Origin of the sequence: Enterobacter cloacae complex sp. XAL002, assembly GCF_049236805.1 — a bacterium.
Lineage (GTDB): Bacteria > Pseudomonadota > Gammaproteobacteria > Enterobacterales > Enterobacteriaceae > Enterobacter > Enterobacter intestinihominis.
Map to the genome: position 1 here is coordinate 136,793 of NZ_JBMKJN010000001.1, position 16,992 is coordinate 153,784.

At 54.9% G+C, this 16,992-nt stretch carries 15 protein-coding genes; 14 read left to right on the top strand and 1 reads right to left on the bottom strand.

The window, feature by feature from the left end:
• The first annotated feature begins 11 nt into the window (after positions 1 to 11).
• Positions 12 to 1,862 carry an outer membrane assembly protein AsmA gene (asmA, locus tag ACOT0L_RS00570; protein WP_063137678.1) on the top strand — a complete coding sequence of 617 codons (1,851 nt, stop codon included), beginning with the start codon at positions 12 to 14 and terminating at the stop codon, positions 1,860 to 1,862.
• A gap of 90 nt (positions 1,863 to 1,952) precedes the next feature.
• Here the strand turns inward: asmA and ACOT0L_RS00575 are convergent, their stop codons facing one another.
• Complete coding sequence (locus ACOT0L_RS00575; RefSeq protein WP_015572372.1) at positions 1,953 to 3,536, bottom strand: TerC family protein; 1,584 nt, start codon at positions 3,534 to 3,536, stop codon at positions 1,953 to 1,955.
• Positions 3,537 to 4,229: 693 nt separating this feature from the next.
• Between ACOT0L_RS00575 and ACOT0L_RS00580 the strand changes: the two genes are divergently transcribed.
• From ACOT0L_RS00580 to wcaI, 13 genes are all read left to right on the top strand, one after another.
• Entirely contained in the window at positions 4,230 to 5,366 is a 1,137-nt protein-coding gene (locus ACOT0L_RS00580) for a polysaccharide export protein (RefSeq protein ID WP_022648641.1), read from the top strand.
• A gap of 6 nt (positions 5,367 to 5,372) precedes the next feature.
• Positions 5,373 to 5,816 carry a low molecular weight protein-tyrosine-phosphatase Wzb gene (gene wzb, locus ACOT0L_RS00585; RefSeq protein ID WP_003862078.1) on the top strand — a complete coding sequence of 148 codons (444 nt, stop codon included), beginning with the start codon at positions 5,373 to 5,375 and terminating at the stop codon, positions 5,814 to 5,816.
• Between the two features lie 2 nt (positions 5,817 to 5,818).
• On the top strand, positions 5,819 to 7,981 hold the full coding sequence (gene wzc, locus ACOT0L_RS00590; protein ID WP_022648640.1) for a tyrosine-protein kinase Wzc: 2,163 nt from the start codon (positions 5,819 to 5,821) through the stop codon (positions 7,979 to 7,981).
• A gap of 122 nt (positions 7,982 to 8,103) precedes the next feature.
• Positions 8,104 to 8,946 carry a colanic acid biosynthesis glycosyltransferase WcaA gene (gene wcaA / locus ACOT0L_RS00595; RefSeq protein ID WP_126503287.1) on the top strand — a complete coding sequence of 281 codons (843 nt, stop codon included), beginning with the start codon at positions 8,104 to 8,106 and terminating at the stop codon, positions 8,944 to 8,946.
• A complete protein-coding gene (gene wcaB / locus ACOT0L_RS00600; protein ID WP_023300548.1) occupies positions 8,946 to 9,437 on the top strand; it encodes a colanic acid biosynthesis acetyltransferase WcaB in 492 nt (163 codons plus the stop codon). Before wcaA ends, wcaB begins: the two co-directional genes overlap by 1 nt.
• Positions 9,434 to 10,651, top strand: coding sequence for a colanic acid biosynthesis glycosyltransferase WcaC (wcaC, locus tag ACOT0L_RS00605; RefSeq protein ID WP_023300547.1), 1,218 nt, complete (start codon positions 9,434 to 9,436; stop codon positions 10,649 to 10,651). The genes wcaB and wcaC overlap by 4 nt, the downstream gene beginning before the upstream one ends.
• Complete coding sequence (gene wcaD / locus ACOT0L_RS00610; RefSeq protein ID WP_022648637.1) at positions 10,626 to 11,846, top strand: colanic acid polymerase WcaD; 1,221 nt, start codon at positions 10,626 to 10,628, stop codon at positions 11,844 to 11,846. The genes wcaC and wcaD overlap by 26 nt, the downstream gene beginning before the upstream one ends.
• A 16-nt stretch (positions 11,847 to 11,862) precedes the next feature.
• Positions 11,863 to 12,609, top strand: coding sequence for a colanic acid biosynthesis glycosyltransferase WcaE (gene wcaE, locus ACOT0L_RS00615; protein WP_023300546.1), 747 nt, complete (start codon positions 11,863 to 11,865; stop codon positions 12,607 to 12,609).
• Between the two features lie 16 nt (positions 12,610 to 12,625).
• The gene (gene wcaF / locus ACOT0L_RS00620) at positions 12,626 to 13,174 is read left to right on the top strand and encodes a colanic acid biosynthesis acetyltransferase WcaF (protein WP_003863512.1); all 549 of its coding nucleotides are present in this window, start codon (positions 12,626 to 12,628) and stop codon (positions 13,172 to 13,174) included.
• A gap of 24 nt (positions 13,175 to 13,198) precedes the next feature.
• Positions 13,199 to 14,320 carry a GDP-mannose 4,6-dehydratase gene (gmd, locus tag ACOT0L_RS00625; RefSeq protein ID WP_003863514.1) on the top strand — a complete coding sequence of 374 codons (1,122 nt, stop codon included), beginning with the start codon at positions 13,199 to 13,201 and terminating at the stop codon, positions 14,318 to 14,320.
• A 2-nt stretch (positions 14,321 to 14,322) separates the two neighbouring features.
• Positions 14,323 to 15,288, top strand: coding sequence for a GDP-L-fucose synthase (fcl, locus tag ACOT0L_RS00630; protein WP_015572377.1), 966 nt, complete (start codon positions 14,323 to 14,325; stop codon positions 15,286 to 15,288).
• Positions 15,289 to 15,290: 2 nt separating this feature from the next.
• On the top strand, positions 15,291 to 15,770 hold the full coding sequence (locus ACOT0L_RS00635) for a GDP-mannose mannosyl hydrolase (RefSeq protein ID WP_072201098.1): 480 nt from the start codon (positions 15,291 to 15,293) through the stop codon (positions 15,768 to 15,770).
• On the top strand, positions 15,767 to 16,990 hold the full coding sequence (gene wcaI, locus ACOT0L_RS00640) for a colanic acid biosynthesis fucosyltransferase WcaI (RefSeq protein ID WP_126503285.1): 1,224 nt from the start codon (positions 15,767 to 15,769) through the stop codon (positions 16,988 to 16,990). The genes ACOT0L_RS00635 and wcaI overlap by 4 nt, the downstream gene beginning before the upstream one ends.
• Positions 16,991 to 16,992: the final 2 nt, after the last annotated feature.

The following is a 16,992-nucleotide window of genomic DNA, read 5'->3' on the forward strand; positions in this document are numbered from 1 at the left end:
CTGAGGAAGCCATGAGAAGAGTTCTGACAACGCTGATGATTTTGCTGGTGGTGCTGGTGGCTGGCCTTTCAGCGTTGGTGCTGCTGGTTAACCCGAATGACTTCCGGGCCTACATGGTGCGGCAGGTTGAAGCGCGCAGCGGGTATGAACTCAAGCTGGACGGGCCGCTGCGCTGGCACGTCTGGCCGCAGCTCAGCATTCTCTCCGGACGTATGTCGCTCACCGCGCCGGGCGCCGCGCAGCCGCTTGTTACGGCGGATAACATGCGTCTTGATGTCGCGCTCATCCCGCTCTTATCCCATCAGCTCCAGGTTGAACAGGTGATGCTGAAAGGGGCGGTGATTCAGCTTACGCCACAAACCGAAGCCGTTCGTCAGGCGAATGCTCCGGTCGCACCGCGTGAAAATACTTTGCCTGACGTTCCGTCTGACACTGGCTGGTCTTTCGATATTGGTAATCTGAAAGTTGCTGACAGCGTGCTGGTTTTCCAGCATGAGGATGACGAACAGATCACCGTCCGCAATATCAACCTCAGGATGGAGCAGGACGCCAACCATCACGCGACCATGGAGTTCTCCGGGCGGATCAACCGTAATCAGCGCGATCTCAACCTGTCGATGAATGCGAACGTGAACGCCTCTGACTACCCGCACCAGCTGACGGCGGACGTTCAGCAGGTCAACTGGCAGCTGACCGGCGCGGATTTACCCGCGAAGGGGATCGCCGGCCAGGGCACGATGCAGGCGGTGTGGCACGAAGAGCGCAAACAGCTCGAACTGAACGCGCTCAACCTCCAGGCCAACGACAGTTCCCTGAAGGGGCAGGCGAGCGTCACGCTTGATGAGAAACCCAAGTGGGTGTTGGATCTGCAATTCGACAAGCTGAACCTTGAGAACCTGCTCGCGGCCCAAACGGTGAATGCGACCGATGAGGGTGTCGCGCAGGTAGGGCAAAGCCAGGTCACGCAGTCGCGTCCGGTGATCTCCTCCAGTCTCGATCTGCCTGACTACAATGGTCTGCGCGGATTTACCGCCGACATTCTGCTGAAAGCGAACAGCGTGCGCTGGCGTGGAATTGATTTTACTGACGTCAACAGCCAGATGTTCAACCACAACGGCCTGCTGGTCATCTCTGAGCTCAGCGGAAAAATGGGGGCAGGAAATCTCTCCCTGCCGGGCACGCTGGACGTACGTAAAGACGTTGCCAGCGCCGCGTTCCAGCCGCGTCTGGAAAACGTTGAGATTGGCACCATCCTGAAAGCCTTTAATTACCCGATTTCCCTCACGGGGCAGCTGTCGCTGGCCGGGGATTTCTCCGGCACGAAGATTGATGCGGACGCCTTCCGTCGTAGCTGGAAGGGGCAGGCGCACGTTGAGCTAAAAGATTCGCGCATGGAAGGGCTGAACTTCCAGCAACTGGTGCAGCAGGCGGTAGAGCGCAGCAGCAGCGTGAAGGCGAATGAAAACTACGACAGCGCAACCCGTCTCGACAGCTTTACCAGCGAGCTTGCCCTCGACAACGGTCAGCTCTCGCTCGACGAGATGCAGGGAATCTCGTCCCTGCTGGCGCTGACCGGAAACGGCGCGCTGGATCTGGTGAAAGAGACGGTTGACACCCGCTTCAACGTCCGCGTGAAGGCTGGCTGGGAAGGGGAAGGTCAGCTTGTCGAGTTCCTGAAAGAGACGCCGATACCGCTGCGCGTGTACGGAAAATGGCAGGAACTCAATTACAGTTTGCAGGTCGATCAGATCCTGCGTAAGCATCTTCAGGATGAAGCGAAACGTCGGCTGAATGACTGGGCGGACCGCAATAAAGAGTCTCAGTCTGGTAAGGACGTGAAAAAGTTGCTCGATAAGCTCTGATGCCTGTTGTGCCGGGTGGCGGCTTCGCCTTACCCGGCCTACAAAAGCCAGACACCGTAGGCCGGGTAAGCGAAGCGCCACCCGGCTTTTTTACACCTCAAAATCCATCTCATCTTCACCGCGCAGCGGTATCAGCTGCACCTTCTGCACGCGATGGCTCTCTACCTGCAAGGTTTTGATCATGTAATCCCCCACCTGAACCTCTTCGCCCGGCTGCGGAATACGTTGCAGATATTCCATCAGCAAACCGGCGATGGTGTGGTATTCGCGCTTCTCGTCCAGCGGAAGCGGAACGAACTGCACCAGATCTTCGAGCGGCATATGGCCGTTGGCGGTCCAGCTGCCGTCTGCGTTTTTCTGAATATCGTGGCGTGCATCGATCTCATCCACCTCATTAGGCAGATTACCGGCGATGGTTTCCATCACGTCGCTGAGCGTCACCAGCCCTTCCACAGAACCAAACTCATCAACGACAAACGCGAAGTGGGTACGCGCGTTGCGGAACTGCTCCAGCGCGGAGAGCAGCGGCAGCGCTTCCGGGAAGACCAGCGGCTGGCGCACCAGCGCGCGCAGGTTGAGCGGCTCACCGTGAAGCTGCTGTTGCAGCAGGTCAATCACGTGTACCACGCCCAGCAGCTCTTCTTCCTCTTCTCCGCCAGTCACCACCACGCGGGTGTGCTGGTTTTTATCCAGCAGGGCACGGATCTGCTCTTCCGGTGCCGTCAGGTCAATATGCTCAATGTCGTGGCGGGAGGTCATGATACTGCTGACCGAGCGCTGGTTGAGGTTAAGCACGCGCTCTATCATCCGGCGTTCCTGCGGGTTGAAGATCTGCCCGTCGCTGTGGTCGGCTAGCATCGCAGCGGATTCAGCATCCAGCTCGGCATCCTCTTTTTTGCCGCTCAGCAGACGCATCACCGTATCTGCGGTGCGCTGTCGTAATGTCTGGTTCGCGGAAAGAAAACGGCGGCGGTTGAAAATGGCCAGTTGGTTAAGAAACTCAATAAGCACCGAGAAACCAATGGCTGCGTACAGATATCCTTTCGGGATATGGAAGCCAAAACCATCCGCCACCAGGCTAAAGCCAATCATCAGCAGGAAGCTCAGACAGAGAATGACGATAGTCGGGTGACTGTTCACGAAGCGCGTCAGGGCTTTACTGGCGAGCACCATCAGGGTGATGGCAATGATCACGGCGGCCATCATCACCGCCAGATGGTCAACCATCCCGACGGCAGTAATTACGGAGTCGAGAGAAAAGACGGCATCCAGCACCACTATCTGCGCGACCACCGGCCAGAATTTAGCGCCGCGCCGCTGGGTGGGGTTTTCACTGTCTTTTCCTTCCAGCCGCTCATTAAGCTCAACCGTGGCTTTGAACAGCAGGAACAATCCGCCGAAAAGCATGATCAGGTCGCGGGCGCTAAAGCTCAGACCCTGCACGCTGAATAAGGGTTTGGTGAGCGTGACCAGCCATGATATTGAGGCCAGTAACAGCAGACGCATCACCATGGCGAGCAGAAGACCCGTCACGCGGGCGCGGTCGCGTTGTGAAGGGGGTAATTTATCGGCAAGGATGGCGATAAACACCAGGTTATCAATGCCGAGCACTAATTCGATGACGACCAGCGTCACCAGCCCGGCCCAGATTGATGGATCGGCAATCCATTCCATAGTAAATGCAATACCTTCTGTTATATGACTAATGTCACACTTCGATCATGGATAAAGCAGACGTAAATTGCAATGCCGGGGTGAGATTTCTCTTAATGCTACACTCAGGTAAAACCCATTTGCGGGGCGGTGTAAATAAGGTAATTGCGAAGATTTAATTACAAAAGACGATATTTAGGATATATCGCAATAAATGGTCTGGTGCTCTATTTTGTCAATATAAAGAAAATCCGAAAACCTCAAAACTTTGCTCTTAATATTAATCTTAAAAACGAATATTAGGACGGTTGTCTCCTTGCCTGCTATTAGGTTAGCTGCAACAATTCTTCCAGCATCAAATGTTAAATCTCCTTGTTGCTATTTTTGTTTCAGTCTTTGGTGAAGGTTATACATTATCAATCACCCGTTTAAGGTGGCGGATATATTTCTCAAAAGGCCTGATCCAAGAGGGTGTCTAACCATAACGCATTGTTTAGTCAGTGGATTGGTAACTGAAAGCCAAGGGCGGTAGCGTGCCTGAAAGCGTGTGAATCAGCCTCAATTATTCTGTCAATAGCCAATGGATGAATAAGCTTTTTTTAGGACTGATGCCAGTTATATTGCTAAATGATTAACTGCATTCTGATTGTCACCACGACCCGCGCTTATTTTAATTGCACAGGATAATTACTCTGCCAAAGTGATAAATAATCAATGATGAAATCCAAAATGAAATTGATGCCATTATTGGTGTCTGTGACCTTGATGAGTGGTTGCACGGTCTTTCCCGGCAGCAATATGTCAACAATGGGCAAGGATGTGATTAAACAGCAGGATGCTGATTTTGATCTCGACAAAATGGTGAATGTTTACCCATTAACCCCACGTCTGGTAGAACAATTACGCCCACGTCCGAATGTTGCTCAGCCAAATATGTCTCTGGACCAGGAAATTGCCTCTTACCAGTATCGCGTTGGTCCGGGTGACGTCATTAACGTGACCGTCTGGGATCACCCGGAACTGACCACACCTGCGGGCCAGTACCGTAGCTCAAGCGACACCGGTAACTGGGTACAGTCCGATGGCACCATGTTCTATCCCTACATTGGCAAAGTGCACGTCGCGGGAAAAACGCTTGCTGAGATCCGTAGTGATATTACCGGCCGCCTGGCGCAGTACATTGCTGACCCGCAGGTGGACGTTAATATCGCCGCGTTCCGATCCCAGAAAGCCTATATCTCAGGCCAGGTCAACAAATCCGGCCAGCAGGCTATCACCAACGTCCCGCTCACCGTGCTTGATGCGATCAATGCCGCAGGCGGCTTAACCGACGGTGCTGACTGGCGCAACGTGGTGCTGACCCACAACGGCAAAGAGCAGCGCATTTCGCTTCAGGCGCTGATGCAAAACGGTGACCTGACCCAGAACCGTCTCCTCTATCCGGGCGATATTCTTTACGTGCCGCGCAACGACGATCTGAAAGTGTTCGTGATGGGTGAAGTGAAGAAACAGAGCACCCTCAAGATGGACTTCAGCGGTATGACCCTGACCGAAGCCCTGGGCAACGCGGAAGGTATCGATCTGACCGCCTCCAACGCCAGCGGTATCTTTGTGATCCGTCCGATCAAAGGCGAAAACGCGAAAGGCAAGATTGCCAACATCTACCAGCTGGACATGTCCGACGCGACGTCGCTGGTCATGGCAACGTCGTTCCGTCTCCAGCCATACGATGTGGTCTATGTCACCACCGCGCCGGTTGCCCGCTGGAACCGTCTGATCAACCAGTTGCTGCCTACCATCAGTGGCGTTCGCTACATGACGGATACGGCGAGCGACATTCATACCTGGTAAGCCGCGATGTTTAACAAAATTCTGGTGGTGTGTGTGGGGAACATTTGCCGTTCCCCCACGGCTGAAAGGCTGTTGAAAAATTACCAGCCTGCGTTAACGGTCGACTCCGCAGGGCTGGGCGCGCTGGTCGGAAAAGGTGCCGACGAACGTGCCGCAAGCGTCGCCCTTGAGCATAACCTCTCACTCGACGGGCACGTTGCCCGTCAGGTCTCTGGCCGAATGTGCCGGGAATATGACCTGATCCTCGCGATGGAAAAACGCCACATTCACGCGCTGTGCGATATCGCACCGGAGATGCGCGGCAAGGTGATGCTGTTTGGTCACTGGGATGGTGAGCGCGAAATTCCCGATCCGTATCGCAAGAGCCGCGAGGCCTTTGAGGCGGTATACACCTTACTAGACCAGTCTGCCCGCCAGTGGGCGCAGGCACTGAAAGCTCAGCAGGGATAACAATGACAGAAAAAACAAGACCTTCTGCCGCCCCGACGTCGGGCAGTGATGAAATCGATATCGGTCGCCTGGTCGGGACCGTTATTGAAGCGAAATGGTGGGTGCTGGGTATAACCGCCATCTTTGCCGTGGCGGCGATCGTTTATACGCTGTTCGCGACGCCTATTTACAGCGCCGACGCGCTGGTGCAGATCGAACAAAATACCGGAAACTCGCTGGTTCAGGATATCGGCTCTGCGCTGGCCAACAAGCCGCCGGCATCGGAGGCTGAAATTCAGCTGATCCAGTCGCGCCTGGTATTGGGCAAAACGGTTCACGATCTGGGGCTGGATATCGCGGTCACCAAAAACACCTTCCCGGTGTTTGGCGCAGGCTGGGATCGCCTGATGGGGCGCAGTAACGATACGGTAAAAGTGACCGACTTCGTGATTCCAAAAGGGGCTGGGGACCAAACCTTTACCCTGACCGTGCTGGGACCAAAACAGTATCAGCTGACCAGCGACGCAGGCTTCAGCGCGCGCGGCGAAGTGGGGCAGATGCTGACCAAAGATGGCGTGAGCATCAGGGTTGGTGCCATCCAGGCGCACGAGGGCGGTGAGTTTACGGTCACCAAATTCTCGACGCTCGGAATGATCAACAATCTGCAAAACAACCTGACCGTCACCGAAAACGGTAAGGATACCGGCGTCCTGAGCATGACCTTCACCGGTGAAGACAAGGATCAAATCCGCGACATCCTGAACAGCATCACCCGTAACTACCTTGAGCAGAACGTTGAGCGCAAGTCAGCGGAAGCCGCTAAAAGCCTCGCGTTCCTCAGTAAACAGCTGCCGGAGGTGCGCGCCCGTCTGGATGACGCCGAGAACAAGCTGAACGCATACCGTCAGGATAAAGACTCCGTCGACCTGCCGCTGGAGGCGAAATCGGTTCTCGACTCCATGGTCAATATTGATGCGCAGCTGAACGAGCTGACCTTTAAAGAGGCGGAAATTTCCAAGCTCTATACCAAACGTCACCCGGCGTACCGCACGCTGCTCGAGAAACGTCGTACCCTGGAAGAAGAGAAGGCGAAGCTGAATGACCGCGTGACCGCGATGCCGAAGACGCAGCAGGAAATCGTACGCCTGACGCGTGATGTGGAATCCGGCCAGCAGGTTTACATGCAACTGCTGAACAAGCAGCAGGAGCTGAAAATCACCGAAGCCAGCACCGTGGGCGACGTGCGTATCGTTGACCCGGCGATTACCCAGCCGGGCGTGCTGAAGCCGAAGAAAGCGCTGATTATCCTCGGCAGCATTATTCTCGGCCTGATGCTCTCTATCGTCGGCGTGCTGCTGCGCTCGCTGTTCAACCGCGGTATCGAAAGCCCGCAGGTGCTGGAAGAGAACGGGATCAGCGTGTACGCCAGCATCCCGCTTTCGGAGTGGCAGAAGTCCCGTGACAGCGTCAAAACTGTTAAGGGCGTCAAGCGTTACAAACAGAGCCAGCTGCTGGCCGTGGGTAACCCGACCGACCTGGCGATTGAAGCGGTGCGTAGCCTGCGTACCAGCCTCCACTTCGCCATGATGCAGGCCAAAAACAACGTCCTGATGATGACCGGTGTCAGCCCGTCAATTGGTAAGACCTTCGTCTGTGCCAACCTGGCGGCGGTGGTGAGCCAGACCAACAAGCGCGTGCTGCTGATCGACTGCGACATGCGTAAGGGCTACACCCATGAGCTGCTGGGTACCAACAACGTTAACGGCCTGTCGGAAATCCTGCTGGGTAAAGGGGAGATCAGCGAGAGCGCCAAGCCGACCTCGATTCCGAAATTTGACCTGATCCCGCGTGGCCAGGTACCGCCGAACCCGTCTGAACTGCTGATGAGCGAGCGCTTCACGCAGCTGATCGAGTGGGCAAGCAAAAACTATGACCTGGTGCTGATCGATACCCCACCAATTCTGGCGGTCACCGACGCCGCCGTGGTAGGGCGTCATGCGGGCACCACGCTGATGGTTGCACGCTATGCGGTGAACACCCTGAAGGAAGTGGAAACCAGCCTGAGCCGCTTTGAGCAGAACGGTATTGAGGTGAAAGGGGTCATTCTGAACTCCATCTTCCGCCGTGCGACGGGTTATCAGGATTACGGCTACTACGAGTACGAATACAAGTCTGACTCTAAATAACAAAACACACCCCACACCCCTCACCCTAACCCTCTCCCCTGAGGGGAGAGGGGACTGCCTGGTGCGGTCTTTCACCCTCTCCCTTTCGGGGAGAGGGCCGGGGTGAGGGGCAGGAGGAATACATGAGCACACAACGCCCTTTGATTTCTATCTATATGCCGACATGGAATCGTCAGCAGCTGGCGATCCGCGCGATTAAATCGATCCTGCGTCAGGATTACGATAACTGGGAACTGATTATCGTGGATGACTGTTCCTCCTCTTACGAACAGCTACAAAAGTTTGTCGAAGACCTGAACGACCCGCGCGTGGTGTACACGCATAACGCCATCAACTCCGGGGCGTGCGCGGTGCGCAATCAGGCGATTATGCAGGCGAAAGGGCAGTATCTGACCGGTATCGACGATGATGACGAATGGACGCCAAACCGTCTGTCGATCTTCCTGTCGCACAAAGCGCAGCTGGTGACCCACGCGTTTCTGTATGCCAACGACTATGTCTGTCAGGGCGAGGTCTATTCGCAGCCGGCCAGCCTGCCGCTGTATCCGAAATCACCGTATTCCCGCCGCCTGTTCTACAAGCGCAACATTATCGGCAACCAGGTGTTTACCTGGGCCTGGCGCTTTAAGGAGTGTCTGTTCGATACCGAGCTGAAGGCCGCACAGGACTACGACATTTTCCTGCGGATGGTGGTGGAGTACGGCGAGCCGTGGAAGGTGGAAGAGGCCACGCAGATCCTGCACATCAACCACGGGGAGATGCAGATCACCTCGTCACCGAAAAAATTCTCGGGCTACTTCCATTTTTACCGCAAGCACAAGGACAAGTTTGACCGTGCCAGTCGGAAGTATCAGCTCTTTACCCTCTATCAGATCCGCAATAAGCGCATGAACTGGCGCACGCTGCTGACGCTGCTGTCGGTGCGTAACGGCAAGCGTCTGGCTGACGGGCTTCGGGGGAAATAATGTTTCTGGAAGATTGCCGCGCTAACAGCTGGAGCCTGCGCCCGTGCTGCATGGTTCTGGCCTACCGTATTGCGCACTTTTGCTCGGTGTGGCGCAAAAAAAATGTGCTGAACAATATCTGGGCCGCGCCGGTGCTGGTGCTGTACCGCATCATCACCGAATGCTTTTTTGGCTATGAAATTCAGGCCGCTGCCACCATTGGCCGCCGCTTTACCATTCATCACGGCTATGCGGTCGTCATCAACAAGTTCGTCGTCGCGGGTGATGATTTCACCATTCGCCACGGGGTGACAATCGGCAACCGTGGGCCAGACAGCCTGGCCTGCCCGGTGATTGGCAATAACGTCGAGTTGGGCGCCAACGTGGTGATGATCGGGGAGATTACCGTGGGCAATAACGTGACGGTTGGCGCAGGCAGCGTGGTGCTGGACAGCATTCCGGACAATGCGCTGGTGGTGGGCGAGAAAGCCCGCGTGAAGGTGATTAAATGAACATTCTGCAATTTAACGTACGCCTCGCAGAGGGCGGGGCGGCAGGCGTAGCGCTGGATCTGCATCAGCGCGCGCTGCAAAAAGGATTACAGTCGCGCTTTGTTTACGGTTACGGCAAGGGCGGCAAGAAAAGCGTCAGCCATGATAACTATCCGCAGGTGCTGAAGCAGACGCCACGTCTGACCTCCATCGCCAATATTGCGCTGTTCCGTCTGTTTAACCGCGACCTGTTCGGCAACCTGAATAACCTCTACCGCACCGTCACCCGCACCCGCGGGCCGGTTGTACTGCACTTCCACGTGCTGCACAGCTACTGGCTGAATCTGGAAGAGGTGGTAGCGTTTTGTGGCAAAGTGAAGGCGCACAAGCCGGACACCCGTTTCGTCTGGACGCTACACGACCACTGGAGCGTGACCGGACGCTGCGCCTTTACCGACGGCTGCGAAGGCTGGAAAGATAACTGCCAGAAATGCCCTACGCTCAGCAACTATCCGCCGGTGAAGGTCGATCGCGCGCATCAGCTGGTTGAGGGCAAGCGTCAGCTGTTCCGCGACATGCTCTCGCTCGGCTGCACCTTTATCTCTCCAAGCCAGCACGTGGCAGATGCTTTTAATAGCCTGTACGGAGCAGGGCGCTGCCAGATTATCAACAACGGTATTGATGTGGCGACGGAAGAGATCCTGGCCGAACTGACGCCCGTAGCCATTACCACGGGCAAGCCGAAAATCGCTGTCGTCGCCCATGACCTGCGCTACGACGGCAAAACCAACCAACAGCTGGTGCGCGACATGATGGCGCTCGGCGACAAAATTGAACTGCATACCTTCGGCAAATTCTCGCCGTTCGAAGGCGCTAACGTGGTGAATCACGGGTTTGAAACCGACAAGCGCAAACTGATGAGCGCGCTCAACGGTATGGACGCGCTGGTGTTCAGCTCCCGCGTGGACAACTACCCGCTGATCCTGTGCGAAGCGCTCTCCATTGGCGTGCCGGTCATTGCCACCCACAGCGACGCGGCGCGCGAAGTGCTGGAGAAATCGGGCGGTAAAACCTTCAGTGAGAACGAGGTGCTGCCGCTGGTGCAGCTGTCGAAGGCCGATATCGCGCAGGCTGTTTTTGGCACGGACCTGGAATCGTTCCGCAACCGCAGCCGCAAAGCGTACAGTGGACAACAGATGCTGGAGGAGTATGTCTCGTTCTATCAGAATCTGTAGTTATCTGCTGCTGCCGCTGATCTACCTGCTGGTCAACGTCAAGATTGCCCAGCTCGGTGAAAGCTTCCCAATCACCATCGTCACCTTCCTGCCGGTTCTGCTGTTGCTATACGTTGATAAGCTTAACCTCAAAAAGCTGATGATTGCGCTGGGGATCGGGTTTGGTCTGACGGCGTTTAACTACATCTTTGGTCAGTCGCTGGACGCCAGTAAATATGTCACCTCCACCATGCTGTTTGTTTATATCGTTATCATTATTGGCATGGTGTGGAGTATTCGTTTTAAAACTATCTCTCCGCACAATTATAGGAAAATCCTCAGGTTCTTTTATATTGTCGTCGGGCTGATTGTTATGCTTGCGGCATTGGAGATGGCGCAAATTATTCTCACAGGCGGCAGTAGCCTGATGGAAATAATTTCGAAATATCTTATATACAGTAACAGCTATGTACTGAACTTCATTAAGTTTGGTGGCAAGCGTACCACTGCGCTCTATTTTGAACCGGCGTTTTTTGCTCTGGCATTAATCTCAATTTGGCTCAGCATCAAACAGTTCGGTATCAAAACCCCCAAGACCGATGCTATGATTCTTGCAGGAATCGTTCTGTCAGGGTCGTTCTCAGGGGTAATGACGTTTATTCTGTTTTACCTGCTGGAGTGGGCGTTCCAGTACCTGAACAAAGAGGCGATTAAGAAAAAACTGCCGCTGGCGATCATTTCTCTGACGGTATTTTTAGTGGGCGTAATATTCGCCTTCCCGTACATTTCTGAACGTCTGGGTGATTTGGGAACGGAAGGTTCGTCGTCCTATTATCGCATCATTGGTCCACTGGTGATGGTGGGTTATTCCTTAACCCATATTGATGGCGTAGTAAGATTCGGCTCACTTTACGAATATGTTGCATCATTCGGAATCTTTAACGGTGCGGATGTCGGTAAAACCATAGACAATGGTCTGTATCTGTTAATTATCTATTTTTCCTGGTTCGCCGTACTGTTGACACTGTGGTATCTGTTTAAAGTTTTCAAAATGATGATTAACGCGTTTGGTGATAACCAGAACTTTCGTGTGCAACTTTATCTGTTCACACCTGTGTCGTTGTTTTTTACCGGGTCAATATTTAGCCCGGAATATGCATTCTTAATTGTATGTCCGTTTATTTTGCGCAAAGCGTTGAATATTACGAGCGTATGACGAAATGAGGTGATTTATGTTTCTTAGCGTCATTACTGTCGCCTTTCGTAACCACGAAGGGGTGGTAAAAACCTGGCGCTCGCTGCGCAACCTGGCGCGCGATCCGAGCCTCACCTTTGAGTGGATTGTGGTCGATGGCGGCTCGAACGACGGCACGGCGGAGTTCCTGGAAAAACTTAACGGTGAGTTCAACTTACGTTACATCAGCGAGAAAGATAAAGGCATTTACGATGCCATGAATAAAGGCATCAACATGGCGCAGGGGCGCTACGCCATCTTCCTCAATTCCGGCGACGTGTTCCATGAAGATGTGGCGCTGTTTGCACGCCAGCTGGCGCGCCAGAAAGAAGATGCCATGTTTATCGGTGATGCGCTGCTTGATTTCGGCGAGGGGAAAAAAGTGCTGCGCGGCGCGAAACCAGGCTGGTATATCTACCACAGCCTGCCGGCAAGCCATCAGGCTATTTTCTTCCCGATGAGTGGCCTGAAAAAGCAGCCTTACGATTTGCAATATAAAGTGTCATCAGATTATGCCCTGGCCGCCAGCCTGTACAAATCTGGCTACCCGTTCCGTCGAATTAAAGGACTGGTATCCGAATTTTCAATGGGCGGCGTGTCAACCTCGAATAATCTGGAATTGTGCCAGGATGCCAAAAACGTGCAGCGTAAAATATTACGCGTACCGGGGTTCTGGGCGGAATTATCTTATTTCTTACGTCTGAAAACGACGGGTAAAGCGAAAGCCTTATATAACAAAGCCTGAGATATAAGGAAACGTAATGCAGGAATTAAATGGATTCTCCGTGCCGAAAGGTTTTCGGGGCGGGAGCGGTATTAAAGTTCAACTGTGGTGGGCTGTACAGGCAACGTTATTTGCCTGGTCGCCGCAAATACTGTACCGCTGGCGCGCATTTTTACTGCGTCTGTTTGGCGCAAAAATAGGAAAAAACGTAGTCATTCGTCCTTCGGTGAAAATTACTTACCCCTGGAAATTAACGCTTGGGGATTACGCCTGGGTTGGGGATGACGCGGTGTTATATACCCTTGGCGAGATTACGATTGGCGCAAATTCGGTGGTTTCACAGAAGTGTTATTTGTGCACCGGCAGCCACGATTTTATGAGCCCGCATTTTGATATTACCGCTTCGCCTGTTGTGATCGGTGAAAAATGCTGGCTGGCAACAGACGTCTTTGTTGCACCCGGTGTTTCTGTTGGCGATGGCACGGTAGTCGGTGCCCGCAGCAGCGTTTTTAAATCGCTACCGGCAAATAAAATTTGCCGTGGCAACCCCGCAGTGGTGATACGCGAACGCGTTGAAACTGATTAAATTCATAAGTAGAGGAATATAAACATGTCTAAAGTCGCTCTCATCACCGGCGTTACCGGGCAGGATGGTTCTTACCTGGCAGAGTTACTGCTGGAAAAAGGGTATGAAGTACACGGTATTAAACGTCGTGCGTCTTCATTTAACACCGAACGTGTCGATCATATTTATCAGGATCCTCACGCGGCGAACCCGAAATTCCACCTGCACTACGGCGACCTGACCGATACCTCCAACCTGACCCGCATCCTGCAGGAAGTACAGCCGGATGAAGTCTACAACCTGGGCGCGATGAGCCACGTTGCGGTTTCCTTCGAATCCCCGGAATACACCGCTGACGTGGACGCCATGGGTACCCTGCGTCTGCTGGAAGCGATTCGCTTCCTGGGTCTTGAGAAGAAAACCCGTTTCTATCAGGCATCTACCTCTGAGCTGTACGGCCTGGTGCAGGAAATTCCACAGAAAGAGACCACGCCGTTCTACCCACGTTCTCCGTACGCGGTAGCGAAACTGTACGCTTACTGGATCACTGTGAACTACCGTGAATCCTACGGCATGTACGCCTGTAACGGCATTCTGTTCAACCACGAATCCCCACGTCGTGGCGAAACCTTCGTGACCCGTAAAATTACCCGCGCTATCGCCAACATCGCTCAGGGTCTGGAATCCTGCCTGCACCTCGGCAACATGGACTCCCTGCGTGACTGGGGCCATGCGAAAGACTACGTGAAAATGCAGTGGATGATGCTGCAGCAGGAACAGCCAGAAGACTTCGTGATCGCGACCGGCGTGCAGTACTCCGTACGTCAGTTCGTTGAGATGGCTGCGGCACAGCTGGGCATCAAGCTGCGCTTCGAAGGCACCGGCGTGGAAGAGAAGGGTATCGTTGTTTCCGTGACCGGCCACGACGCACCGGGCGTGAAGCCAGGCGACGTGATTGTTCAGGTGGATCCGCGTTACTTCCGTCCTGCTGAAGTGGAAACCCTGCTGGGCGACCCAACCAAAGCGCACGAGAAGCTGGGCTGGAAACCAGAAACCACCCTGCAAGAAATGGTATCCGAGATGGTGGCCAAAGATCTTGAAGCAGCGAAAAAACACTCCCTGCTCAAGTCCCATGGCTACGAGGTTGCCATCGCGCTGGAGTCCTGAGAATGACAAAACAACGTATTTTTGTCGCCGGTCATCGCGGAATGGTGGGTTCCGCGATTGTTCGCCAGCTGGAACAGCGCGGCGACGTTGAGGTGATTGTTCGCACCCGCGACGAGTTGAACCTGCTTGACAGCAAAGCGGTGCAGGACTTCTTCGCCAGCGAACGTATCGACCAGGTGTACCTGGCGGCGGCAAAGGTGGGCGGCATTGTCGCTAACAACACCTATCCGGCGGATTTCATCTACGAGAACATGATGATTGAGAGCAACATCATTCACGCGGCGCATCTGCACAACGTGAATAAGCTGCTGTTCCTCGGCTCATCCTGTATCTACCCGAAAATGGCGAAGCAGCCGATCGCCGAGAGCGAACTGTTGCAGGGCACGCTTGAAGCCACCAACGAGCCGTATGCGATTGCCAAAATTGCCGGGATCAAGCTGTGTGAATCCTACAACCGTCAGTATAACCGCGACTATCGCTCGGTGATGCCGACCAACCTGTACGGACCGCACGACAACTTCCACCCGAGCAATTCGCACGTGATCCCGGCGCTGCTGCGTCGTTTCCACGAGGCGACTGCCGAAAACGCCCCGGACGTGGTGGTGTGGGGCAGCGGTACGCCAATGCGCGAGTTCCTTCATGTGGACGACATGGCTGCGGCCAGCATTCACGTCATGGAGCTGGATCGCGAGGTGTGGCAGGAAAACACCGAGCCGATGCTGTCGCACATTAACGTCGGGACCGGCGTGGACTGCACCATTCGCGAGCTGGCGCAGACCATCGCGCAGGTGGTGGGCTACAAAGGACGCGTGGTGTTTGATGCCACCAAACCGGACGGCACGCCGCGCAAGCTGCTGGACGTGACCCGTCTGCATCAGCTGGGCTGGTATCACGAGGTCTCACTGGAGCAGGGGCTGGCCAGCACCTACCAGTGGTTCCTGGAAAACCAGCACCGCTTCCGGGGGTAATGATGTTTTTAAGTCAGGAAGATTTTGCCACGGTGGTGCGTTCCACTCCGCTCATCTCAATTGATTTGATCGTGGAGAACGAACGCGGCGAGTTCTTGCTGGGGAAACGAACCAATCGTCCTGCACAGGGCTTCTGGTTCGTGCCCGGCGGGCGCGTGCAGAAGGATGAGACGCTAAGCGATGCGTTTGAGCGTCTCACTCTGGCGGAACTGGGCCTGCAACTGCCGATGGCAGCGGGCCAGTTTTACGGGGTCTGGCAGCACTTCTATGACGATAACTTTTCGGGCACCGGGTTCACCACGCACTATGTCGTGCTGGGGTTCCGCCTGAAGGTGAGTGAGGCAGACCTGCGTCTGCCTGATTCTCAGCATGACGATTACCGCTGGTTAACGCCAGAGGCGCTGCTGGCAAGCGACAACGTCCATGACAACAGTCGGGCGTACTTCCTTGCGGAACGTCAGGCCGAGGTGCCAGGCCTATGAAAATCCTCGTCTACGGAATTAACTACTCGCCGGAGCTTACCGGTATCGGGAAATACACCGGCGAGATGGTCGAGTGGATGGCGAGCCAGGGACATGACGTGCGGGTGATTACCGCCCCGCCGTATTACCCGGAGTGGAAGGTAGGCGAACGCTATTCCAGCTGGCGCTACCGCCGCGAAGAGGGGGCTGCGACCGTCTGGCGCTGCCCGCTCTACGTGCCAAAACAGCCCTCGACGCTGAAACGTTTAATTCATCTGGGCAGCTTTGCCCTGAGCAGTTTTTTCCCGCTGATGGCGCAACGTCGCTGGAAGCCGGATCGCATCATCGGCGTGGTGCCGACGCTGTTCTGCACGCCAGGCATGCGCCTGCTGGGCAAACTCTCCGGCGCGCGCACCCTGCTGCACATTCAGGATTATGAAGTGGACGCCATGCTCGGACTGGGGATGGCCGGGAAAGGCAAGGGCGGCAAGGTGGCGAAGCTCGCCAGCGCCTTTGAGCGCAGCGGACTGCACAACGTGGATTACGTCTCGACCATCTCGCGCTCGATGATGAACAAGGCGCAGGAGAAGGGTGTCCCGGCGGAGAAGGTGATCTTCTTTCCGAACTGGTCCGAAGTGGCGCGTTTCCGCGATGTGACAGACCGGGATGCGCAGGCGTTACGCGCGCAGCTCGGTTTGCCTGAAGATCAAAAAATCATTCTTTACTCAGGCAACATCGGTGAAAAACAGGGGCTGGAGAGCGTGATTGACGCCGCGCTTCAGCTGAGCGAACACCCGTGGATGTTCGTGATAGTCGGGCAGGGCGGCGGTAAAGCGCGGCTGGAAAAAATGGCCAGCGAGCGCGGACTGACCAACATCCGCTTCTTCCCGCTTCAGTCTTATGACGCGCTGCCCGCGCTGCTGAAAATGGCGGATTGCCATCTGGTGGTACAAAAACGCGGCGCGGCGGATGCGGTGCTGCCGTCCAAGCTGACCAACATTCTGGCAGTGGGCGGAAATGCGGTGATTACGGCAGAAGCCGCAACAGAATTAGGCCAGCTGTGCAACAGCTACCCGGGCATTGCCGTTTGCGTAGAGCCAGAATCGGTTCCTGCGCTGGTGACCGGAATTGAGCAGGCACTCGCCATGCCAAAAGAGAACACGGTGGCACGTGAATATGCCGAACGCACGCTCGAGAAAGAGAACGTGCTGAGCCAATTTATTGCAGATATACGGGGATAAAT